General features: G+C 61.8%; 17 protein-coding genes, 1 other RNA gene and 1 pseudogene. 15 read left to right on the plus strand and 4 right to left on the minus strand.

Going from position 1 to position 21,482, the window contains the following annotated elements; translation table 11 throughout:
- Positions 1 to 143 precede the first annotated feature (143 nt).
- Both F759_RS0112345 and F759_RS0112350 read left to right on the plus strand, forming a co-directional pair.
- Positions 144 to 1,415 carry a glutamate-5-semialdehyde dehydrogenase gene (locus F759_RS0112345; RefSeq protein ID WP_027800133.1) on the plus strand — a complete coding sequence of 424 codons (1,272 nt, stop codon included), beginning with the start codon at positions 144 to 146 and terminating at the stop codon, positions 1,413 to 1,415.
- A 165-nt stretch (positions 1,416 to 1,580) separates the two neighbouring features.
- Positions 1,581 to 1,997: a CopD family protein gene (locus tag F759_RS0112350; RefSeq protein ID WP_027800134.1), complete on the plus strand. Its 417-nt coding sequence runs from the start codon at positions 1,581 to 1,583 to the stop codon at positions 1,995 to 1,997.
- Between the two features lie 839 nt (positions 1,998 to 2,836).
- Here the strand turns inward: F759_RS0112350 and F759_RS0112360 are convergent.
- The gene (locus F759_RS0112360; RefSeq protein ID WP_027800136.1) at positions 2,837 to 3,682 is read right to left on the minus strand and encodes a MurR/RpiR family transcriptional regulator; all 846 of its coding nucleotides are present in this window, start codon (positions 3,680 to 3,682) and stop codon (positions 2,837 to 2,839) included.
- Between the two features lie 289 nt (positions 3,683 to 3,971).
- Between F759_RS0112360 and edd the strand changes: the two genes are divergently transcribed.
- The 4 genes from edd (at position 3,972) to F759_RS0112380 (ending at position 8,962) form a co-directional block, all read left to right on the plus strand.
- Positions 3,972 to 5,897, plus strand: a complete 1,926-nt coding sequence (gene edd, locus F759_RS0112365; protein ID WP_027800137.1) for a phosphogluconate dehydratase — start codon at positions 3,972 to 3,974, stop codon at positions 5,895 to 5,897.
- 274 nt (positions 5,898 to 6,171) lie between these two features.
- Positions 6,172 to 6,813 carry a bifunctional 4-hydroxy-2-oxoglutarate aldolase/2-dehydro-3-deoxy-phosphogluconate aldolase gene (eda, locus tag F759_RS0112370; protein WP_027800138.1) on the plus strand — a complete coding sequence of 214 codons (642 nt, stop codon included), beginning with the start codon at positions 6,172 to 6,174 and terminating at the stop codon, positions 6,811 to 6,813.
- Positions 6,814 to 7,062: 249 nt separating this feature from the next.
- Positions 7,063 to 8,457 carry a GntP family permease gene (locus F759_RS0112375; protein ID WP_027800139.1) on the plus strand — a complete coding sequence of 465 codons (1,395 nt, stop codon included), beginning with the start codon at positions 7,063 to 7,065 and terminating at the stop codon, positions 8,455 to 8,457.
- 10 nt (positions 8,458 to 8,467) lie between these two features.
- Entirely contained in the window at positions 8,468 to 8,962 is a 495-nt protein-coding gene (locus F759_RS0112380) for a gluconokinase (RefSeq protein WP_027800140.1), read from the plus strand.
- 93 nt (positions 8,963 to 9,055) lie between these two features.
- Here F759_RS0112380 and purB read toward each other — a convergent pair whose 3' ends face one another.
- Both purB and F759_RS0112390 read right to left on the minus strand, forming a co-directional pair.
- Positions 9,056 to 10,444 carry an adenylosuccinate lyase gene (gene purB / locus F759_RS0112385; RefSeq protein WP_027800141.1) on the minus strand — a complete coding sequence of 463 codons (1,389 nt, stop codon included), beginning with the start codon at positions 10,442 to 10,444 and terminating at the stop codon, positions 9,056 to 9,058.
- Positions 10,445 to 10,586: 142 nt separating this feature from the next.
- Positions 10,587 to 11,339 carry a glycosyltransferase family 2 protein gene (locus F759_RS0112390; RefSeq protein WP_027800142.1) on the minus strand — a complete coding sequence of 251 codons (753 nt, stop codon included), beginning with the start codon at positions 11,337 to 11,339 and terminating at the stop codon, positions 10,587 to 10,589.
- A gap of 282 nt (positions 11,340 to 11,621) precedes the next feature.
- Between F759_RS0112390 and F759_RS0112400 the strand changes: the two genes are divergently transcribed.
- The 6 genes from F759_RS0112400 (at position 11,622) to F759_RS0112425 (ending at position 17,433) form a co-directional block, all read left to right on the plus strand.
- A complete protein-coding gene (locus F759_RS0112400; RefSeq protein WP_027800143.1) occupies positions 11,622 to 12,578 on the plus strand; it encodes a LysR family transcriptional regulator in 957 nt (318 codons plus the stop codon).
- A gap of 139 nt (positions 12,579 to 12,717) precedes the next feature.
- The gene (locus tag F759_RS0112405) at positions 12,718 to 14,031 is read left to right on the plus strand and encodes a Glu/Leu/Phe/Val family dehydrogenase (RefSeq protein WP_027800144.1); all 1,314 of its coding nucleotides are present in this window, start codon (positions 12,718 to 12,720) and stop codon (positions 14,029 to 14,031) included.
- A gap of 286 nt (positions 14,032 to 14,317) precedes the next feature.
- Positions 14,318 to 15,211: a glutamate/aspartate ABC transporter substrate-binding protein gene (locus F759_RS0112410; RefSeq protein WP_027800145.1), complete on the plus strand. Its 894-nt coding sequence runs from the start codon at positions 14,318 to 14,320 to the stop codon at positions 15,209 to 15,211.
- An 82-nt stretch (positions 15,212 to 15,293) separates the two neighbouring features.
- On the plus strand, positions 15,294 to 16,034 hold the full coding sequence (locus F759_RS0112415) for an amino acid ABC transporter permease (protein ID WP_027800146.1): 741 nt from the start codon (positions 15,294 to 15,296) through the stop codon (positions 16,032 to 16,034).
- A complete protein-coding gene (gene gltK, locus F759_RS0112420) occupies positions 16,034 to 16,711 on the plus strand; it encodes a glutamate/aspartate ABC transporter permease GltK (protein ID WP_027800147.1) in 678 nt (225 codons plus the stop codon). The genes F759_RS0112415 and gltK overlap by 1 nt, the downstream gene beginning before the upstream one ends.
- Positions 16,708 to 17,433: an amino acid ABC transporter ATP-binding protein gene (locus F759_RS0112425; protein WP_006051922.1), complete on the plus strand. Its 726-nt coding sequence runs from the start codon at positions 16,708 to 16,710 to the stop codon at positions 17,431 to 17,433. The genes gltK and F759_RS0112425 overlap by 4 nt, the downstream gene beginning before the upstream one ends.
- A gap of 111 nt (positions 17,434 to 17,544) precedes the next feature.
- Here F759_RS0112425 and F759_RS0112430 read toward each other — a convergent pair whose 3' ends face one another.
- Entirely contained in the window at positions 17,545 to 18,483 is a 939-nt protein-coding gene (locus F759_RS0112430; protein WP_084534246.1) for a class II glutamine amidotransferase, read from the minus strand.
- A gap of 199 nt (positions 18,484 to 18,682) precedes the next feature.
- On the opposite strand from F759_RS0112430, the gene pyrC reads away from it, so the two are divergent.
- The 3 genes and pseudogenes from pyrC (at position 18,683) to rnpB (ending at position 21,384) form a co-directional block, all read left to right on the plus strand.
- Positions 18,683 to 19,753 (plus strand): dihydroorotase, encoded by a 1,071-nt coding sequence (pyrC, locus tag F759_RS0112435; RefSeq protein ID WP_027800149.1) that lies wholly within the window; start codon positions 18,683 to 18,685, stop codon positions 19,751 to 19,753.
- Between the two features lie 377 nt (positions 19,754 to 20,130).
- A pseudogene (locus F759_RS0112440) lies at positions 20,131 to 20,949 on the plus strand (DUF3025 domain-containing protein); the annotation flags it as partial.
- 21 nt (positions 20,950 to 20,970) lie between these two features.
- Positions 20,971 to 21,384: RNase P RNA component class A (gene rnpB / locus F759_RS40090), an RNA gene on the plus strand.
- Positions 21,385 to 21,482 lie beyond the last annotated feature (98 nt).

Genomic DNA, 21,482 nt, shown 5'->3' on the forward strand with positions numbered 1-21,482 from the left:
GGCTGCATCGACCGCATCGGCTGAATAGATAGCGCCAGCCGCCGTCGCAAGCAAAGCGCCCTGGCCCGACTTACAATCGTTGAATCTTTCGCTAATCAGTCCGTCCGCCGTACGTCGACGTGCGCGGCACCACGAGAATCACAATGGATATCGACCAGTACATGACCGACCTCGGCCGCCGCGCCCGTCAGGCTTCGCGCGCGATGGCGCGGGCGTCGACGGCTGCGAAGAACGCCGCGCTCGCGGCGGTGGCGCGGGGCATCGAGCGTGATGCCGCCGTGCTCAAGGAAGCCAACGCGCGTGACGTCGCGCGGGCGCGCGAAAGAGGCCACGACGCGGCTTTCATCGACCGGTTGACGTTGTCGGACAAAGCGCTGAAGACGATGGTGGAAGGTCTGCGCCAGGTCGCTGCGTTGGCCGATCCGATTGGCGAGATCAGCAATCTGAAGTACCGGCCGAGCGGCATTCAGGTCGGACAGATGCGCGTGCCGCTCGGCGTAATCGGCATCATCTACGAATCGCGTCCTAACGTGACGATCGACGCCGCCGCGTTGTGCCTGAAGTCGGGCAACGCGACGATTCTGCGCGGCGGTTCTGAAGCGCTCGAATGCAACACCGCGCTCGCGAAGCTGATTGGCGAGGGTCTGCAAGCCGCCGGTTTGCCGCAGGACGCGGTGCAGGTTGTCGCGACGTCGGACCGTGCGGCTGTCGGCAAGCTGATCACGATGACAGAGTATGTCGACGTGATCGTGCCGCGCGGCGGCAAGAGCCTGATCGAGCGGCTGATGAACGAAGCGCGCGTGCCGATGATCAAGCACCTGGACGGCATCTGCCACGTGTATGTCGACGACCGCGCGAATCTCACGAAGGCGCTGACCGTTTGCGACAATGCCAAGACGCACCGCTATGGCACGTGTAACACGATGGAGACGTTGCTCGTCGCGCGCGGCATTGCGTCGGAAGTGCTGCCGCCGCTCGGCAAGCTGTATCGCGAGAAGAACGTCGAGTTGCGCGTGGATGCGGCGGCGCGCGCCGTGCTGGCGGAGGCGCGCGTGGGCCCGCTCGTCGACGCGACCGAAGAAGACTGGCGCACTGAATATCTGGCGCCGGTGCTTGCCATCAAAGTGGTCGACGATCTCGATGCGGCGATCGACCACATCAACATGTACAGTTCGCAACATACCGACGCGATCGTCACGGAAGATCACGACCGCGCGATGCGCTTCCTGCGCGAAGTGGATTCGGCCAGCGTCATGGTGAATGCATCGACCCGTTTCGCGGATGGTTTTGAGTTCGGTCTCGGCGCGGAGATCGGCATATCCAACGACAAGCTGCATGCGCGTGGGCCGGTGGGCCTGGAGGGGCTGACTTCGCTGAAGTATGTCGTGCTCGGGCATGGTGAAGGGCGCCAATAAGCGCGACTGCGACGGAAAGCGTGGCCGTGCAACGCGGCCACGCATGAGTGCTTTTTCACCGCCGCGTGCATTGCCGCGACCCTCGGTCACTTCGCGTCGCGATGCATGACCGGCATCATCGCCAACGCCCGTCACAACAACTAACTCACAACCCAAGGATCCCAGATGCTCTGGATCAAGACGCTTCATATCGTTCTGGTCGCTTCCTGGTTTGCCGGCCTCTTCTATTTGCCGCGCATCTTCGTGAATCTGGCGATGGAAACCGACCCGGCCGCCGTGAAACGTCTGCTGATCATGGCGCGCAAGCTGTTTCGCTTCATGTCGTTTATTGCGGTGCCGGCGCTCGCTTGCGGCTTGTGGCTTTGGCTCGCCGTGGGAATCGGACAAGGGCAGGGATGGATTCACGCAAAGATTGGCGTGGTCGTGCTACTGGTGATTTATAACGGCTACTGTGGCGTGCTGCTGCGGACCTTCGAGCGTGGGGAAAACCGTCGCTCGCACAAGTGGTATCGGATGTTCAATGAGCTGCCGGTGCTGGGCATGCTGGCTGCGGTCGCGTTGGTGGTGATTAAGCCGTTTTAGAAAGCGGGTGAATCGATCGCGCCGGGTCGCGGACTTCGATTCGTGAAAGGGCGATTTGCCGGATTTCGGCAAATCGCCCTTTTTGTATTACCGGCATCTGGTTCGTGCGAGCGAAAGTTGACTCAACTTGCCAGACTAGCCACCGTTGCAGCCGCGCTATGGACGAACCGTACGTTGACGAGTCGCGAACGGAGAAGCCGGCAAGCGCTGCTCGAACTGGTCGACGAAACGTTCGAAATTATGGACGAGAGTTAGAGGGCGACCATCCACAGTACAGGGTGATCCACGCGAACTCGACGCTGGCGGATTCGGTACCCGCGCCGGCCTTCATCTCACTGAGAAGCTGAAGATTCCTACCAGTGGTAGGTGCCTTGACGGACGGGGCGTGAGTCCTGTCCGTCAGAAGTCTACATTTTGATGTGACCGAAAGCGCGCCCTTACTGGCGGGATATGCAGCGAGAGCGCCGCACCAATGGATTGAATCTGCGATACGAACGCAACTCTGATCAAATATCTTCGCGCGTCGCTGCTTGGCGGTTGCAGCCTTCCTCGCCGCGTGCACCACTCAGTCGGGCCTGACCTACTTGCGCCAAACGATTAGGGTGCCGAAGCAACGGGCGCCAGTCTATCGGGTGAGCTACCACGGACTGCTCGCTAGCTCCGAGACGTGTGTGCACGTGGCCGAGGACATCTGTAAGGCTCAGTCTGTGACCTGGCTTGAATCGGTCGACGGTATGACAGACGGCAGCATCGATGTGCGCGTGTTTGTAGAGTGACAGGACCTGCTTTCCTTTGACCCGAAGGGCCTGCCATCGAGTAGGCCTTTTTATCTCCGGCCCTTAACTCTCGTCATCGATCCTCAATCGACCGATCACGCCTTTGGCCTGTCCCAGCCGCTCGGCGAGCTGCGGCCCGCGCTTGAGCGCGACCCCAACTGCGAGGATGTCGCCGATCGCCAGATGCGACATACGCGATGTCATCGGCGAAAACACATCGTTTTCTTCCACTACGTTCGAGAACAGGCTGATCGTCGCGATTCGTGCCAGCGCAGAGTTGCCGTGTGTGATCGCGATCACAGTCGCTCCACGAGCGAGCGCTGAGCGAGCCGCCTCGATAATGTCGCGAGTTCGGCCGGTATTGGACACCGTCACCACGACATCGCCGGGCTCGAGCAGCGCCGCCGACATCGAATAAGTGTGCGGGTCGGAGTACGCGACACTGGGCATGCCCAGCCGAAAGAACTTGTGCTGGATGTCCTGCGCGGCAATGCCCGAGCCCCCTGCGCCGTAAAATTCGATGCGCGTCGCATTCGCCAACAGTTCGATGGCTGCGTCGACGCTATCTGGCGACAGGTTGTTGCGCACATCGATGAGCGTGCCGATAGTCCGGTCAAAGACCTTTGCGATCAGGCCCGGCGCCGGTTCATCCGGCCGCACATCCCGATAGACCGCAGGCACGTCGGTCGCAATACCCTGCGCAAGCCGGATCTTGAACTCGCGGAACCCCGAAAAGCCGAGCGCATGACAAAAGCGCGCAATGGTCGGCTGGCTGACGCCTGCGCGTGCGGCGACTTCCGTCATCGACAGATCGAGCACCTCGCGCGGCGCCTCGATCACGTAATCGGCCAGCTTGCGCTCGGACGGGCGCAACTGCTCGCGCATCTCTTCGACCTGGGACAGCATCATTGGAAAACTCGCACTATGCTGGAGAATGCGTGGACTATAGCTGATTGCTGGGAAGGTACAAAAACTACATAGAGGGCGTAGGTATTATCCCTAGGTTTCGTGGCGCTTTCGCCAAAGCGCCAGCTAGCAACGCCTCGCGGCTAATGCGCAATGTCGCGCTGCAACAGGGATTTGAATTGCGGGTGTGTAGTTTTTCTACTAACATTGCCGTCGTCGGTCGATCCGATTCCCCGCGATACTCACCTTGCATCAGGTCCGCGCGCCTGCCGCCAGCGACGAAGGAGCTCAGATGGTTTCCCCGCATTCGCAATTGTTGAAGGTCACGCAGCGCGTGATCGAACGCAGCAAGCCGACTCGCCAGGCGTATCTCGCCCGCATTCATGAGGCGCAGGGCAAGTTTCCGGCGCGCGGCGCGCTCTCGTGCGCCAATCTGGCCCACGGTTTTGCGGGTCTCGAAGGCAACGACAAGCTTGTCATCAAGCAGATCCGCGAACCGAACATCGGCATCGTCTCCTCGTACAACGAGATGCTGTCGGCTCACGCGCCGTACAAAAACTACCCGGACATCATCAAGCAGGCCGCGCGCGAAAACGGCGGCGTCGCGCAATTCGCGGGCGGCGTGCCGGCCATGTGCGACGGCATCACGCAAGGCAATGCGGGCATGGAGCTGTCACTCTTCTCGCGCGAAGTCATCGCGATGAGTACGGCAGTTGCGCTCACGCACAACATGTTCGACGCAGCGCTGTGCCTCGGCATCTGCGACAAGATCGTGCCGGGCCTCTTGATCGGCGCGCTGCAATTCGGCCACCTGCCGACCATTTTCGTGCCGGCCGGTCCGATGACGAGCGGTCTGTCGAACGACGACAAAGCCAAGACCCGCCAGCAGTTCGCGACCGGCCAGTGCGGTCGCGACGCGCTGCTCGAAGCCGAAGCCGCCGCGTATCACGGCCACGGCACCTGCACGTTCTACGGCACCGCGAACAGCAACCAGATGCTGATGGAGATCATGGGTCTGCATCTGCCGGGCTCGGCTTTCGTGCATCCGCATACGCCGCTGCGTGACGCGTTGACCGCGCAGGCTGCGCGCCGCGTGCTCGATCTGACTGTCGAGCGCGGCAATTACATGCCGATCGGCCATGTGGTCGATGAGAAGGCAGTCGTCAACGGCATAGTCGCTCTGCTGGCGACGGGCGGCTCGACGAATCACACGCTGCACCTCGTCGCGATTGCGCGCGCGGCGGGCATCGTGATCGACTGGGACGACTTCGACACGCTGTCGCAAGCCGTGCCGCTGCTCGCGAAAATCTATCCGAACGGTAAGGCCGACGTGAATCATTTCCACGCGGCCGGCGGCGTCGCGTTCCTGGTGCGTAATCTGCTCGAAGGCGGATTGCTGCATGAAGACGTCAACACAGTGGCCGGCCAGGGACTGCAGCACTACACGGAAGAACCGAAGCTGATCGACGGCAAGCTGCAATGGGTGCCGGGCGTACAAGCCAGCGCAGACACCGCTGTATTGCGCGGCATCAAGGAGCCGTTCCAGGCGGACGGCGGCCTGCGTCTGATGCAGGGAAAGTTGGGACGCGGCGTGATCAAGATTTCGGCGGTCGCGCAGCAGCATCGCAAGGTGAAGGCGCCGGCGATTGTCTTCGACTCGCAGGAGGCCGTGCAGGAAGCGTTCGACAATGGCGAACTGAAGCGCGACTTCATCGCCGTCGTGCGATTCCAGGGCGCGCGGGCAAACGGCATGCCCGAACTGCATCGTTTGACGCCACTGTTGGGTGTGTTGCAGGATCAAGGTTTTCATGTCGCGTTGGTCACGGACGGGCGCATGTCCGGAGCGTCGGGTAAGGTGCCGGCGGTGATTCATCTGTCGCCGGAAGCGCTGTTGCAAGGGCCGATTGGCAAAGTGCGCACCGGCGACGTGCTGGTGATCGACGCCGAAGCCGGCGTGCTCGACGTCGAGATCGACGCGGCAGAGTGGGCCGCGCGCCCGAATGCCGTGCCGCTGCATCAGGCGGAGAACGAAGTCGGTTTTGGGCGCGAGCTGTTCGGTGTGTTCCGCGCGGCGGCAGCGCCGGCGGAGCAGGGCGCGTCGGTGTTCGGCCCGATGGTGGGCGAGCGTCCGGCGTCGCAGGGCGAGCAGGCGGCCCCTGCCGTGAAGCATGTGGGTGAGCCGGGCGTAACTGTGGCGAGCACCACGCAGGCGGGGTAAGCGGGCGCCGCCGCGCGATAACTGGCCGAGCCAATGACGCAAAACAGGTAGAACCCGGACTGTGTAGGCCAGTCGACTAGCCCGATCGAGCAACGGACTGACCACGCCGACTGACGAAGCCAACTGACAAACTGACCGCTCCGACTGGCTAAGCGAACCGAGTAGGCCAGGCAAGCCGGCAATCAAGTCAGCCAACTGGGTCAGCCAACAGAGCCAACCAGTCCAGCCAACCAGGCGTGCCAACCGGCAACTGACAGAAACAAGGAGTTTGACTATGACGTCGAAAACAGTAAGCGATATCGTGCGCCTCGGTCCGGTGATTCCGGTACTGGCGTTCGACTCCGTCGAGCAGGGCGAACATGTGTCGCGCGCGCTGCATGCAGGCGGCGTGAAAGTGCTCGAGATTACGCTGCGCACGGCGGCCGGACTGGAAGCGATCGAGCGCGCAAGCCAGCTGGCCGAAGACATCGTCGTGGGCGTCGGCACGATCACGAAGCCCGAGCACTGCGCCCAGGCGAAGAAGGCGGGCGCGCAGTTCGGCGTCTCGCCGGGTCTCACGAAGGACATGCACAAGGCCGCGCAGGACGCCGGCCTTCCCCTTCTGCCGGGCGTGATGACACCGAGCGACATCATCACCGCGCTTGAACTCGGCTATGAGATCGTGAAATTTTTCCCGGCGCAGCAAGCGGGCGGCGTGCCGATGCTGCAAGCTTTTCATGGCCCCTTTCCGACGTTGAAGTTTTGCCCGACGGGCGGCATCACGGCGGAAACCGCCACGCATTTCCTGTCGTTGCCGAACGTGGTGTGCGTAGGCGGCTCCTGGCTCACGCCGAAAGCCGCGCTGGCCGCGCAAAACTGGGACGAAGTCACACGTCTCGCGCGCGCTGCGAGCCAATTGGCTGCGCCCGCTCACTAGTTGCTATCCGCCGCATTCAGTTCAAGCAGCAGCAAGCCAGAAGTTGAAGAGCCTCGTCGATACAGCCTGTCGGGCTGTCGCGGCGAGGCTTCGTTGCAAATAAGCTCGCTAGTTTCGCGGGCGTTTCAGGACAACAGACAGTAAAATTCAGCGTCCGCGTGGTTCGCACATCTGAGGCGCGCCGGTCGCCATGAGACGAGGTGGCTGCCGTGTTCGCACCCACAATCAATAACGCAAAGGAGGAGCTTCATGGAAGCTGTTCACGGCAGCATGCTGCTGGTATATGGGGTGATCGCCATCGCCCTGCTGATCTTGTTGATCACGCGCTACAAGGTCTATCCGTTCCTCGTCCTGATCATCGTGTCGCTGCTGCTTGGGCTCGCGTCCGGCATGCCGATGGCGACCATCGTCAAATCGTTCGAAACCGGTAACGGCAATACACTTGGGCACATCGCGGTAGTGGTGGGTCTCGGCACGATGCTCGGCAAGATGATGGCCGAATCGGGCGGCGCCGAGCGCATTGCCACCACGCTCATCGACTGGTTCGGCGAGAAGAATATTCACTGGGCAATGATGGTCGTCGCGATCATCGTCGGTCTGCCCGTGTTCTTCGAAGTCGGCTTCGTGCTGCTGATTCCGATTGCCTTCAACGTCGCGAAGCGCACCAATAAATCGCTGCTGCTGGTCGGCCTGCCGATGGTCGCGGGTCTGTCCGTCGTGCACGGGCTGATTCCGCCGCATCCGGCCGCAATGCTCGCCGTGCAGCAATATCACGCGGATATCGGCAAGACGATCGCTTACGGGCTGATCGTCGGCGTGCCGACGGCGATCGTCGCCGGTCCGCTGTTCGCGCTGCTGATCAACCGCTACGTCAAGCTGCCGCAAGAGAACGCGCTCGCCGCGCAGTTTCTCAACAGGGACGAAGTGACGCTCTCCGGCACGCCGGGCGGCGCAAACGCAGCGCCGAAGCGTGAACTGCCGAGTTTCGGCATCACGCTCTTTACGGTTCTGCTGCCCGTGATCCTGATGCTGGTGGGCAGTTGGGCCGATCTCGTCTTCGCGCCGAAGACCTTGCCGAACGACCTGCTGCATTTCGTCGGCAACTCGGACGTCGCATTGCTGATCGCGGTGCTGGTCAGCTTCTGGACGTTCGGTGCGAGCCGCGGTTTCAATCGTGAGCAAATCCAGAAATTCTGCGGCGAATGTCTCGCGCCGATCGCGGGCATTACGCTGATCGTCGGTGCGGGCGGCGGTTTTGGGCGCGTGCTGATGGATAGCGGCATTTCGAAGGAAATCGTCGCGGCAGCTACTTCGGCGCATCTGTCGCCGTTGCTGTTCGGCTGGCTGGTTGCGGCGCTGATCCGTCTCGCAACGGGCTCGGCGACGGTCGCAATGACCACCGCATGCGGCATTGTCGCGCCGATCGCGGCGGCAAGCGGCGTACAGGTGAAGCCGGAATTGCTCGTGCTGGCAACGGGCTCCGGCTCGCTGATTTTCTCGCACGTGAACGACGGCGGTTTCTGGCTGATCAAGGAATACTTCGGTATGACGGTGGGGCAGACCTTCAAGACATGGTCGCTCCTCGAGACCATCATTTCGCTGATGGGTTTGGGCTTGACCTTCGCGCTCGCGGCGGTCCTGTAAGGAGTTTTTGATGATTTTGATCGCAATGGGCGTGTCGGGCGCCGGCAAAACGAGAATTGGCGAGATGCTGGCAGAGCGCCTGCACTGCGCGTTCACCGACGGCGACGCGTTTCACAGCGCCGCCAACAAGGAGAAAATGCACCACGGCATTCCGCTCACCGACGAAGACCGGTGGCCGTGGCTCAAAACTATCCGCGCCGCGATCGAAGAAAAGCAGAAGGCGGGCGAGACGGCGGTGTTCACGTGTTCGTCGCTGAAGCGCTCGTATCGCGACATTTTGCGCGACGGCGACAAGGACGTGTGCTTCGTGTATCTGAAGGGCTCGCGCGAGGTGCTGGAAGAACGTCTGACCACGCGTACCGGCCACTTCTTCGATCCCTCGCTGCTGCAAAGCCAACTCGACACGCTCGAAGAACCGGGCGCGGACGAGGCGGTGACGGTGAACATCGAACTGTCGCCGGAACAGATAGTCGACGACGTGTTGAAGCAGGTCGAGCAGCGGTAAGCTCCCGCGCGGAGATTGCCGTTCAGATGCAAAAAAGCCGCTCCTTGGAGCGGCTTTTCTTTTGCCTTTTGCCTTGAAGAACGACCCAGGCTCCTAGCCGATGCGCTTCGCCAGTTCGACTGCCTTGCCGATGTACGAACCCGGCGTCATGGCGAGCAAGCGGTCTTTCGCGTCTTGCGGAATAGCCAGGCCGCCGACGAAGGTTTGCAGCGCCTCACGCGTGATGCCCTTGCCGCGCGTCAATTCCTTCAACTGCTCGTACGGATTTGCGATGCCGTAACGGCGCATCACCGTTTGCACCGGTTCGGCCAGCACTTCCCAGCAGTTATCGAGGTCTTCGTTCAGGCGCTGCGCGTTCACTTCGAGCTTGTCCAGACCGCGGATCAGCGAGTCGTACGCGAGCAGCGAATAGCCGAACGCGACGCCCATATTGCGCAGCACCGTCGAGTCGGTCAGGTCGCGCTGCCAGCGCGAAACCGGCAGCTTGTCGGCGAGATGGCGCAGCGTTGCGTTCGCGAGACCGAGGTTGCCTTCGGAGTTTTCGAAGTCGATCGGGTTGACCTTGTGCGGCATCGTCGACGAACCGATCTCGCCGGCCTTCGTGCGCTGCTTGAAGTAGCCGACCGAAATGTAGCCCCACACGTCGCGGTCGAGATCCAGCAGGATCGTGTTCGCGCGCGCGACGGCGTCGAACAGTTCAGCCATGTAGTCGTGCGGCTCGATCTGGATCGTGTACGGATTGAACGCGAGCTTCAGACGCTGTTCGACCACTTCGCGCGAGAACGCTTCCCAGTCGAACTCGGGATACGCGGACAAATGCGCGTTGAAATTGCCGACCGCGCCGTTCATCTTGCCGAGCAGTTCAACCTGGGCGATACGGTCGATCGCGCGCTCGAGGCGTGCAGCCACGTTCGCGATCTCTTTGCCGAGCGTGGTCGGGCTGGCCGGCTGGCCGTGCGTGCGCGAGAGCATCGGCTGAGCGGCGTGCGCGTGAGCCAGCGAGACGAGCCTCTGATGCACCGAGCGCAGCGCCGGCAGAATGACGTGCTCGCGGGCGCCCGCGAGCATCAGGCCGTGCGACGTGTTGTTGATGTCTTCCGACGTGCACGCGAAGTGGATGAACTCGCTCGCGCGCTCCAGCTCTTCCTGACCCTTTACCGACTCCTTGAGCCAGTATTCGACCGCTTTCACGTCGTGATTCGTGACGCGCTCGATCTCCTTGATGCGTGCGGCGTCGTGCGCGGTGAAGCGCTCGGCCAGTTGCAGCAGAAACTGCTCCGAGGCTTCGGAAAAGCGCGGCACTTCGGCGAAACCCGCGCGCGAAAGCGCGATCAGCCAATGGATTTCAACCGTCACGCGATTGCGCATGAATGCGGCTTCCGAGAGCCACTCGCGCAGGGCTTCGGTTTTCGACGCGTAGCGGCCGTCGAGCGGAGAGAGCGCATTCAGCGCGAACAGGGTGTCGGGGCGGGTGTCGGACATGATGGCGGCTGGCTCTAGGCGTTGAGCGCTCACTGAACGCGCGGTGAGCGGATCGGAACGGAGGGAACCGCGAATTTTACCACCAGAGCGGCGTCTGCCCGGAACGCCGGGCGCCGGATGACGCCAGCCGCCGCAGCGACGCTCAGCTCGGCGAGCCTTCGTAGCAAGGAAACAGCGTAGGCACGATGAACGAAGGCATCGAGTAGCGCGAGAAACAGCGCGACGTCGAGCCCGGATGCACGATGTGCAAGCAACTCGCTTGCGGATCGTCGACGGCGATGACTTTGCGGCCGGCTTCGACCACGGGCCGGATAAAACTCTCGTCGTCGCACAAGTCGATATCGCCGAAAGCGGACACCGCGGCCAGCGCTTTTTCGTACACGTAAGAGAAGCCATAGAACAGCACGAAATCCGCCCCGATCTGCATTTTTTCGTGAAACTCGACGTGGCTCACCGACTGGCCGCTCAATTCGTAGTGCAGGCCGACCTTCGCATTGAGATCCATATAGCCGAAGAATTGCGTGTGCGGTGCGAACATGAAAAAGCCCGACAGCTTGACGAGATCCGCGTGGTTCTCGCGCATCGTCGTGACCATGTGCGCGAGGTAATGAGGCGCGTAGTGGTCGTCGTCGTCGAAATGGGCGATCACCGAACCGCGCGCCTCGGCGATCAAAAAATTGCGCTTCGCACCGATCGAGATCCGCGCCGGCGTATGAAAATAGCGAACCCGCGCGTCTTGCGACGCCAATGCTCGCAGGTACGCGCTCGGCTCGGCGCTGTCGTCGAGAATCAGCCATTCCCAGTCGACTTGCTGGCGCGACACGCAGCGCGCAATGGCCGGCAGCAGGTCTTCGCGATTGGCAGTCGGCGTGATGATCGAGACGAGTGGACGCATGGGCTGGGTCCGCGTTGCGCGGCGAGGTAAGTGACGGTTGTGGATCGGCATCTGCCGGGGCGCGGCCGCTCGTTGCAGCGTGGCGCAAGCAGGTGGAGCGCCGCACGCTTGCGGCCGACGCAAGATAGCGACGTGCGGCGCGCCGAACTATCGGCGGAATCCGATTTTTTGGCGAAGCTGCGATAAGCGGGCGCAAGCAAAGCGGGCGCAAGCAAAGCAGGCGCGCCTCGCGGCACCCACTAGAATGCTGACTTCTTCTTTCTCGCCGGCAGCAGGCTGCGCATGGAACTGAAATGGCTCGAAGACTTCGTTTCGCTCGCGGAAACGCGTAGTTTCAGCCGCTCGGCTGAATTGCGTCATGTCACCCAGCCGGCGTTTTCGCGGCGCATTCAGGCGCTCGAGGCGTGGCTCGGCACCGAGTTGATCGACCGCTCGGTGTATCCGACGCGGCTCACGGCTGCGGGCCAGGTCTTCAACGAGCAGGCGCTCGCGATGCTCTCGCAGTTTCACGAGGCACGGGCGCTGTTGCGCGGCCATACGGCGACGCCCCAAGCGACGATCGAATTCGCCGTGCCGCATACGTTGTCGCTCACGTACTTTCCGCGCTGGCTGCAACGCATCGAGGCGCAGATGGGCCCGATCCATACGCGATTGCGCGCGCTCAACGTGCACGACGCGGCGCTGTCGCTGGTGGAAGGCGGTTGCGATGTCATGATGGGTTATCACCATCCCAGTCATCCGGTCGCGCTCGATCCGGGCCGCTATGACATGCTGACGCTCGGCAACGAGCCGATCAGCCCGTTCTCCGCGCCGGGGCGTGCAGGCCGGCCGCGTCACACGTTGCCGGGCACGGCGCAAGCGCCTACGCCTTACCTGTCGTACACGCCGAACGCATATCTCGGACGCATGACCGAGGTGATTCTGGCCAACGCGCCCGAACGCCTGCATCTGGACCGTCTTTACGAAACCGACATGGCGGAAGGCCTCAAGGCGATGGCGCTGGCCGGCCACGGCATCGCCTTCCTGCCGCACAGCGCGGTGGAAGACGCGGTCGCAGACGGCAAGCTGATCCGGCTCGACCGTGCGAGCCGCGGCACGCCCGAAGGGCAACTCACGCTCACTATGGAAATTCGCCTGTATCGCGACAAGCTGGCCGCCAAAAGCGACGACGCGCGTCAGATCCTTGTGCGGCAGTTATGGGAAGTGGTCTCTGAAGAACTCGCGCACGGCGGCGCATGAAAAACCTGCGTGGCAACGACGCGGATTTGCAGCTTCCCGGAGATTATGCAAAAAAAACATAAGGGGATAAGGAAACGGCATTGGATTTCAAAACGGCCTTTTTCGACAATGCTGCTATTCGATCAACGCCGGAGCGTTCATGTCTTCCCAGCAGCAAGTCGCACAATCCGCCTCATCGTTGCAGTCGGTTCCCTCCTATCTGAATAGCGAAGATCTCGGCCCGTGGGGTAACTACCTGCGCCAGGTCGACCGCGTCGCGCCGTACCTCGGCTCGTTGTCGCGCTGGCTCGAAACCCTGAAGCGCCCGAAGCGCATTTTGATCGTCGACGTGCCTATCGAACTCGATAACGGCACTGTCGCGCACTTCGAGGGCTACCGCGTTCAGCACAACGTGTCGCGTGGTCCGGGCAAGGGCGGTGTACGTTATCACCAGGACGTGACGCTGTCGGAAGTGATGGCGCTGTCCGCGTGGATGTCGGTGAAGAACGCGGCGGTGAACGTGCCTTACGGCGGCGCCAAGGGCGGTATCCGTGTCGATCCGCGCACCTTGTCGCGCGGTGAACTGGAGCGCATGACGCGCCGCTACACGAGCGAAATCGGCATCATCATCGGACCGAACACCGACATTCCCGCGCCGGACGTGAACACGAACGAGCAGATCATGGCGTGGATGATGGACACGTACTCCATGAACCAGGGCCAAACGGCGACGGGTGTGGTGACCGGCAAGCCGATCACGCTCGGCGGTTCCCTCGGCCGCCGCGAAGCGACGGGCCGCGGCGTGTTCGTGGTCGGCTGCGAAGCGGCGCGCCGTATCGGCTTCGACATCGAAGGTGCGCGCATTGCCGTGCAAGGTTTCGGCAACGTCGGCGGAATCGCCGCGCGCCTGTTCCAGGAAGCGGGTGCGAAGGTGGTCGCGGTGCAGGATCACACCGGCTCGCTCTACAAGTCGACCGGTATCGACGCGGTCGCGTTGCTCGATCACGTGGCGAAGACGGGCGGCGTCGGTGGTTTCCCCGAAGCCGACTCGGTGGCGAACGAAGAATTCTGGAGCGTCGAATCCGACATCCTGATCCCGGCCGCGCTCGAAAACCAGATCACCGAAAAGAACGCCGGCAAGATCAAGACGAAGATCGTCGTGGAAGGCGCGAACGGCCCGACCACCACGGCCGCCGACGACATCTTGCACGACCGCGGCATCCTCGTGATTCCGGACGTGGTGGCCAATGCGGGCGGCGTGACGGTGTCGTACTTCGAATGGGTGCAGGACTTCTCGAGCTTCTTCTGGACCGAAGACGAAATCAACCAGCGCCTCGAGCGCGTGATGCGCGAAGCATTTGCCGCGGTGTGGCAAGTGTCGAGCGAGCAGAAGGTGTCGGTGCGGACGGCGGCGTTTATCGTCGCGTGTAAGCGGATTCTGCAAGCGCGCGAAATGCGCGGCCTGTATCCCTGATCGTTGCTTGTAACTCGAGGAAACGGCGGGTCTGCTACCTTGCGGATCTGCCGCGCATTTCATGTGAATGCGCATGCTTGAACGGGCTCCACAAGAGCGCGTGTTGTACCCGGCGGGCGGCATCGTTACGATGCCGCCCGCCTTTGCATATGCGCAAACGTTGACCGACTGCGCGAAGCCGCCGCCAGGCAATAGCGGCGTGCGCGCAACAACAATGGTTTATAGCCATACTTTCAGAATAATTACTTTGCTAAACTGGCGCCGGTTCTTGCCAAGGAGATCAAACATGAAGGTTAAAAAAGCTGCGCTGCTGCTCGCGACTCTCGGACTGTTTACGGTTGGCGCGCACGCGCAAGACGCTGGTACGCTGAAGAAAATCAAGGACACGGGCGTCATTTCGCTGGGCCATCGCGAATCGTCGATTCCGTTTTCTTACTACGACGACAAGCAGAACGTCATCGGTTATTCGCAGGAATTCGCGTTGAAGGTGGTTGAGGCAGTCAAGCAGAAGCTGAACATGCCGAACCTGAAGGTGAAACTGACGCCGGTCACGTCGCAAAACCGTATTCCGCTGGTGCAGAACGGCACCGTCGACATGGAATGCGGTTCCACCACGAATAACGCCGAGCGCCAGCAACAAGTGGCGTTCTCGAACACAATCTTCGTGATCGGCACGCGTCTGATGACCAAGAAGGATTCGGGCATCAAGGACTGGGCGGACCTGAAGGGCAAGACGGTCGTCACGACCGCCGGCACTACGTCCGAGCGCCTGCTTCGCAAGATGAACCAGGACAAGAGCATGGGCATGAACATCATCAGCGCGAAGGATCACGGCGAGTCGTTCCTGACGCTGTCCACCGGCCGCGCCGCTGCGTTCATGATGGACGACGCGCTGCTCGCGGGCGAGCGCGCGAAGTCGAACAATCCGGGCGATTTCGTGATCGTCGGCGCGCCGCAGTCGCATGAAGCTTACGGCTGCATGCTGCGCAAGAACGATCCGGAGTTCAAGAAGGTCGTCGACGACGCAATCGCGAAGGTGGAAACCTCGGGCGAAGCCGACAAGATCTACAAGAAGTGGTTCGAATCGCCGATTCCGCCGAAGGGCCTGAACCTGAACTTCCCGGAAAGCGACGACATGAAGGCGCTCTACAAGAGCCCGAATGACAAGGCAATCGATTAAACCGTAGCTGTTTTTTTGAAACGCTGAATGAAACGGAAGGGGCCACGCGCTTCTTCCGTTTCTTTTTGCTGGAGTCTTGGTCATGTCATATCACTGGAACTGGGGCATTCTGCTGAGTCCGGTCTCCACCGGCGAGCCGACCACCTATCTGGGCTGGCTGCTGTCGGGCTTCTGGGTGACGATTACCGTGTCGCTGTCGGCATGGGTGATCGCGCTGATCGTCGGTTCGTTGTTCGGCGTGCTGCGCACGGTGCCGAACAAATGGGCGTCGGGCATCGGCACGCTCTACGTCGCGATTTTTCGCAATATTCCGCTGATCGTGCAGTTCTTCATCTGGTATCTGGTGATACCGGAGCTGTTGCCAGTCTCAATCGGTACCTGGTTCAAGCAACTGCCGCCGGGCGCGCAGTTCTTCTCTTCGTCGATCATCTGTCTCGGGCTGTTCACTGCCGCGCGTGTGTGCGAGCAGGTGCGCTCGGGCATCAACGCGTTGCCGCGCGGTCAGCGCGCCGCGGGTCTCGCGATGGGCTTCACACAATGGCAGACGTATCGCTATGTGTTGCTGCCGGTCGCATATCGGATCATCGTGCCGCCGCTTACTTCCGAGTTTCTGAATATCTTCAAGAACTCGGCGGTGGCGTCGACGATCGGTCTGCTGGATCTGTCCGCGCAGGCGCGCCAACTCGTCGACTACACGTCGCAGACGTATGAGTCGTTTATCGCGGTCACGCTGGCCTACGTGCTGATCAACCTGGTCGTGATGCAACTGATGCGCTGGGTCGAATCCAAGGCCCGGTTGCCCGGCTATATCGGAGGCAAGTGATGCACCATTTCGACTGGAGCGGTATTCCGGGCGCACTGCCTACGTTGTGGACCGGCGCCATTGTCACCTTGAAGATCACGCTGATCGCGATCGTGATCGGCATTGTCTGGGGCACGGTTCTCGCGATGTTGCGGCTGTCGTCGTTCAAACCTTTCGAGTGGTTCGCGAAGGGCTACGTGACGATTTTCCGTTCGATTCCGCTGGTGATGGTCCTCCTGTGGTTCTTCCTGATCGTGCCGCAGGTGCTGCAGAACGTGCTCGGCCTGTCGCCGGATATCGACATTCGACTCGCGTCCGCAATGGTCGCGTTCTCGCTGTTCGAGGCGGCGTATTACTCCGAGATCATTCGCGCGGGTATTCAGTCCGTGCCGCGCGGGCAGGTGAACGCGTCGTTCGCGCTTGGCATGAACTACGCGCAGTCCATGCGTCTCGTGGTGTTGCCGCAGGCGTTTCGCGCAATGGTGCCGCTGCTGCTTACGCAGGGCATCGTGCTGTTTCAGGATACGTCGCTCGTCTACGTGATCAGCCTCGCCGACTTCTTCCGCACCGCCACGAATATTGGCGATCGTGACGGCACGAATGTCGAAATGGTACTGTTCGCGGGCGCGTGTTATTTCGTGATCTGCGTGATCGCGTCGAGCCTCGTCAAAGGTCTTCAGAAAAAGGTCGCAAGATGATCTCTATCAAGAATGTTTCGAAGTGGTACGGCCAGTTTCAGGTGCTGACGGACTGCACGACGGAAGTCAAAAAGGGTGAAGTGGTCGTGGTGTGCGGGCCGTCGGGTTCGGGCAAGTCCACGCTGATCAAGACCGTCAATGGCCTCGAGCCGTTTCAGAAGGGCGAGATCGTCATCAACGGCCAATCGCTGACCGACAAGAAAACCAATCTGTCGAAGCTGCGTTCGAAGGTCGGCATGGTGTTCCAGCACTTCGAACTGTTCCCGCATCTGTCGATCGTGCAAAACCTTACCCTCGCGCAGATCAAGGTGCTCGGCCGCTCGAAGGACGAAGCGTCGGCGAAGGGCCTGAAGCTGCTCGATCGCGTCGGTCTGCGCGCGCACGCTGACAAATTCCCGGGACAGTTGTCGGGCGGTCAGCAGCAGCGTGTGGCGATTGCCCGCGCGTTGTCGATGGATCCGATCGCGATGCTGTTCGACGAACCCACGTCGGCACTCGACCCGGAAATGATCAATGAAGTGCTCGATGTGATGGTCGAACTCGCGCAGGAAGGCATGACCATGATGTGCGTGACGCACGAAATGGGCTTTGCGAAGAAGGTCGCGCATCGCGTGATCTTCATGGACAAGGGCTTGATCGTCGAAGACGACCGCAAGGACGACTTCTTCGATAATCCGAAGTCGGATCGCGCGAAGGATTTTCTCGCGAAGATTTTGCACTGAAGCCAGGAAGCGCGGCGGGTCTCGTGTGCGATTTTTTCCCGCCAGTGCGCCAACGAAATGCCGCTCGAAAGAGCGGCTTTTTTATTGCTGAAGCGCTGCTATGCCGCGTGCTCAGGACTCGAACGCTGCGGCATCGTCCGCCGCTTCCAGATCGACCTCTGCCCGCGACACGGCGGGTGTGGCCGAGACCGAAGCCGCTATCGTGCTCGTCGAAGCGGACGCATCGAGAGTCGGATTGCGCAGCTTCTCCAGCACCGACGCTGGCACAGGCACATTGACGCGGCCGATTACGTCGCCGTGCTGGAACATCATCAGGTCGCCGGGTTCGAACGCGGTCCACACTTCGTTGTCGGTCAGCGGCTGGGTTGCGATCACAGCGACGCGGTCTTCCGGCGTCGTGTACTTTGCAAAGTCGATCGAGACGTCGGCATCGACCAGATGCGCGGTGGAAAACGGCCAGCACCGCACGATGTAATGCAGATGCGTCGAGCAATGCGCGAACAGAGCCTGGCCGTTGGACATCAGGAAGTTGAACACGCCGAACCGCGTGATCTCGCGCGTGAGCGTTTCAAGCGCGGCGAACAGTTCGTTGAGTGGCGGTTGTTGCGCGCCCGGAAATGCCTTGCGCAAACCTTCCAGCAGCGCGCAGAAAGCGAGCTCGCTGTCGGTCGTGCCCACGGGCTGATAGACCCCACTGAATACCGGCGAATAGTCCTTGAGATCGCCGTTGTGCGCGAAGATCCAGTGGCGGCCCCACAGTTCGCGCATGAACGGATGGCAGTTTTCCAGCAGGATGTGCCCTTGCGTCGCCTTCCGAATATGCGCGATGGTGTTCTTCGACTTGATCGGATAGCGCTTGACCATCTCGGCAATCGGCGAGGTGGCCGACGATTGATGGTCGATGAACAGGCGGCACGCTTTGTCTTCAAAGAAGGCGATGCCCCAGCCGTCGGCATGGTGATCGGTGACGCCGCCGCGCGCCGCAAAGCCGGTGAACGAGAACGTGACGTCCGTCGGCGCGGCGCAGTTCATTCCGAGAAGTTGGCACATGTTGCGGTTAAGCCTGTGAACGGGCGAGCCGTTACAATGATGATTTTCCAAGCATATCACCGAGCCATAAACGCCAAATAGCAAAATTGACGTGTGTTCAGGCCGCAACACGACGGTTTGACCTCATCGTCGGCGTATTGCTCGCGCGTTTGTTCGCATTCGTCGCTGTCTCCCGTTTCGCTTTCGCTCTCCTCTCGCCATGACCGCTTCCAACGCTTCTCCTGACTCCCGCGACTCGATCACGCTCGCCCGCCCGGACGACTGGCATTTGCACGTCCGCGACGGCGCAATGCTTGCCGCTGTCTTGCCGGACACCGCGCGCCAGTTCGGACGCGCGATCATCATGCCGAACCTGAAGCCGCCGGTCACGACCACGGCGATGGCGCAGGCGTATCGCGAGCGGATCGTGGCCGCCATCCCGGCGGGCGCGAAGTTCGAGCCGCTGATGACGCTGTATCTGACCGACAACACGCCGCCCGACGAAATCCGCCGCGCGCGTGAAAGCGGTTTCGTCCACGGCGTGAAGCTGTATCCGGCCGGGGCGACGACAAACTCGGACGCGGGCGTCACCGACATTATGAAGTGCGCGAAAACGCTCGAAGTGATGCAGGAAACCGGCATGCCGCTCCTCGTGCATGGCGAAGTGACGGACTCGTCGATCGACCTGTTCGACCGCGAGAAGGTATTCATCGACCGGGTCATGGCGCCGTTGCGCCGCGAGTTTCCGGCGCTGAAAGTGGTGTTCGAGCACATCACCACGAAGGACGCCGTCGATTACATCCGCGAAGCCGGCGTGACGCCCGATCTGTTGGGTGCGACGATCACCGCGCATCATCTGCTGTACAACCGGAACGCGATTTTCCAGGGCGGCATTCGCCCGCATTACTACTGTTTGCCTGTGCTCAAGCGTGAGACGCATCGCCTGGCGCTGGTCGAAGCGGCGAGCTCGGGCAATCCGCGCTTCTTCCTCGGCACCGACAGCGCGCCGCATCCGAAGGGTTTGAAGGAGCACGCTTGCGGCTGCGCGGGCTGCTATACGGCGCTGCACGCGCTCGAGTTATACACCGAGGCCTTCGACAAGGCCGGCGCGCTCGACAAGCTCGAAGGCTTTGCGAGCTTCTTCGGCGCGGACTTCTACGGTCTGCCGCGCAACGACGAAAAGGTCACGCTGCGTCGGGAGGAATGGACGCTGCCGGCCGAACTGCCGGTTGGCGATACGCCGGTGGTGCCGCTGCGCGGCGGCGAGTCGATCGGTTGGCGGCTGGTGTGAGGCTGTGCTAGATGGAGAATGGCGCGGGCGCGAGTGTGAACGAGGGCGATGGCGAGGCGGCAAGTCTTCGTGCCGGAGCGGCGCTGGGCGTGGGCGCAGTTGCGGCGAGCGCTGCATATGCGCCGAGCGCAGGAAGTTCGGTGAGTGAAGGAAGTGTGCCGAATGCTGTGAGTGGTGTGGCTGCTGGAGGTGCTGGGACTGCTGCAAGTGCGGCAAGTGCGGCAAGTGCGGCAAGCGAAGCAGGTACAGCAGGTACAGCGGGTACAGCGGGTACAGCAGACCCAGCAGACCCAGCAGACCCAGCAGACCCAGCAGACCCAGCGATTGCGGCGACAGGCGTCCAAGCAAACCCGCCGGCAATTGCCGCGACGCCCTCCGTGTGCGCAGATCCCACACGGTCATGCTTCGCAGCGATCGACTGGTCAAAGCCGTGGTTCACGCAATTTGCCGGACGCGGCGAGCGCTGGCAGCGGGCTGCGCTCACGAGTTACGCGGCCTTACTCGTCGAAATGAATGCCGATGCATGCGAGACGCGCCAGACGACAGGCCGCGGTCAGCGTCTCGCGTTCATTGCACAGGACGAATTGCCGCTCGGCGCCGCCTACGAGGCGCACATCGCGTCAACCGGCTGCGTTCCAACACGCCACAATCTGCACGACTTTTTCAACGCGTCGATGTGGTTCGCCTTTCCGTGCATCAAGGCGGCGCTCAACGTGCGGCAGTCGGCGGCAATCGACCTGCTGGGCGTCGGGCCGACGCGCGGCGGCGTGCGCGATGCGCTGACTCTTTTCGACGAGAATGCGCTCCTGTTCGCGTGCGCCGATCCGGGCTTGAGCGCCGCGCTGCGAGCCTTCGACTGGCAAACGCTGTTCGTCCAGCGACGCGACGCCTGGGGCTCGATCTGCGAAGTCCGCTGCTTCGGCCATGCGCTGCTGGAAAAGCTGATGGCGCCGTTCAAAGCCTGCACGGGGCATGCATGGATCGTCGATGTGCCATCGGCCTACTTCAAATGGGACGCCGCTGCACGCGACGCGTGGCTGGACGCCGCCGTCAGCGCCGCTTTGCTGAACACCGACTTCCTGACGAGCCGCCTGTTCGCGCCACTCCCGGTGCTGGGAATTCCCGGCTGGTGGCCCGACAACGAGGCGCCGGACTTCTACGACGACAAATCCGTATTCCGCTCCGGCCGGCGCGCAGATGCTAAAATCGGCGCCAGCAAAGCAGGCCAGGCAGTCGCGGCCTCAGCGGCTTCGGCCAAAGAGGGCGAGGAAAGTCCGGACTCCACAGGGCAGGGTGATGGCTAACGGCCATCCGTGGCAACACGCGGAACAGGGCAACAGAAAGCAAACCGCCGATGGCCCGGTGCAAGCCGGGATCAGGTAAGGGTGAAACGGTGCGGTAAGAGCGCACCGCGGCTGCTGCAAGGCAGACCGGCACGGTAACCTCCACCCGGAGCAATTCCAAGTAGGCAGGCGCGCATCTTCGAGATGCAGGACGGGGCCCCCGTCTCGTCTGCGGGTAGGAAGCTTGAGCGTGTCAGTAATGGCGCGCCTAGAGGAATGGCTGCCACGCGCGTCGCATCTTCGGATGTTGCGCGTGCACAGAATCCGGCTTATCGGCCTGCTTTGCCACCTGACAAAAAAATGCCGGCGTCTTTTCGGGACGCCGGCATTTTTGTTCTTGCGTGCGGGGCTTCAGTTAAGACCGCCGCTGCGGTGTACGCTCGCGC

The sequence above is a fragment of the Paraburkholderia dilworthii genome, from assembly GCF_000472525.1.
Lineage (GTDB): Bacteria > Pseudomonadota > Gammaproteobacteria > Burkholderiales > Burkholderiaceae > Paraburkholderia > Paraburkholderia dilworthii.

Bases quoted from the DNA above. Each gene is read 5' to 3' on its own strand.
- F759_RS0112360 (WP_027800136.1), bottom strand. From the start codon at position 3,682: ATGATGCTGTCCCAGGTCGAAGAGATGCGCGAGCAGTTGCGCCCGTCC.
- F759_RS0112350 (WP_027800134.1), top strand. From the start codon at position 1,581: ATGCTCTGGATCAAGACGCTTCATATCGTTCTGGTCGCTTCCTGGTTT.
- F759_RS0112345 (WP_027800133.1), top strand. From the start codon at position 144: ATGGATATCGACCAGTACATGACCGACCTCGGCCGCCGCGCCCGTCAG.
- pyrC (WP_027800149.1), top strand. From the start codon at position 18,683: ATGACCGCTTCCAACGCTTCTCCTGACTCCCGCGACTCGATCACGCTC.
- gltK (WP_027800147.1), top strand. From the start codon at position 16,034: ATGCACCATTTCGACTGGAGCGGTATTCCGGGCGCACTGCCTACGTTG.
- purB (WP_027800141.1), bottom strand. From the start codon at position 10,444: ATGTCCGACACCCGCCCCGACACCCTGTTCGCGCTGAATGCGCTCTCT.
- F759_RS0112380 (WP_027800140.1), top strand. From the start codon at position 8,468: ATGATTTTGATCGCAATGGGCGTGTCGGGCGCCGGCAAAACGAGAATT.
- F759_RS0112415 (WP_027800146.1), top strand. From the start codon at position 15,294: ATGTCATATCACTGGAACTGGGGCATTCTGCTGAGTCCGGTCTCCACC.
- F759_RS0112410 (WP_027800145.1), top strand. From the start codon at position 14,318: ATGAAGGTTAAAAAAGCTGCGCTGCTGCTCGCGACTCTCGGACTGTTT.
- F759_RS0112425 (WP_006051922.1), top strand. From the start codon at position 16,708: ATGATCTCTATCAAGAATGTTTCGAAGTGGTACGGCCAGTTTCAGGTG.
- F759_RS0112375 (WP_027800139.1), top strand. From the start codon at position 7,063: ATGGAAGCTGTTCACGGCAGCATGCTGCTGGTATATGGGGTGATCGCC.
- edd (WP_027800137.1), top strand. From the start codon at position 3,972: ATGGTTTCCCCGCATTCGCAATTGTTGAAGGTCACGCAGCGCGTGATC.
- eda (WP_027800138.1), top strand. From the start codon at position 6,172: ATGACGTCGAAAACAGTAAGCGATATCGTGCGCCTCGGTCCGGTGATT.
- F759_RS0112390 (WP_027800142.1), bottom strand. From the start codon at position 11,339: ATGCGTCCACTCGTCTCGATCATCACGCCGACTGCCAATCGCGAAGAC.
- F759_RS0112400 (WP_027800143.1), top strand. From the start codon at position 11,622: ATGGAACTGAAATGGCTCGAAGACTTCGTTTCGCTCGCGGAAACGCGT.
- F759_RS0112430 (WP_084534246.1), bottom strand. From the start codon at position 18,483: ATGTGCCAACTTCTCGGAATGAACTGCGCCGCGCCGACGGACGTCACG.
- F759_RS0112405 (WP_027800144.1), top strand. From the start codon at position 12,718: ATGTCTTCCCAGCAGCAAGTCGCACAATCCGCCTCATCGTTGCAGTCG.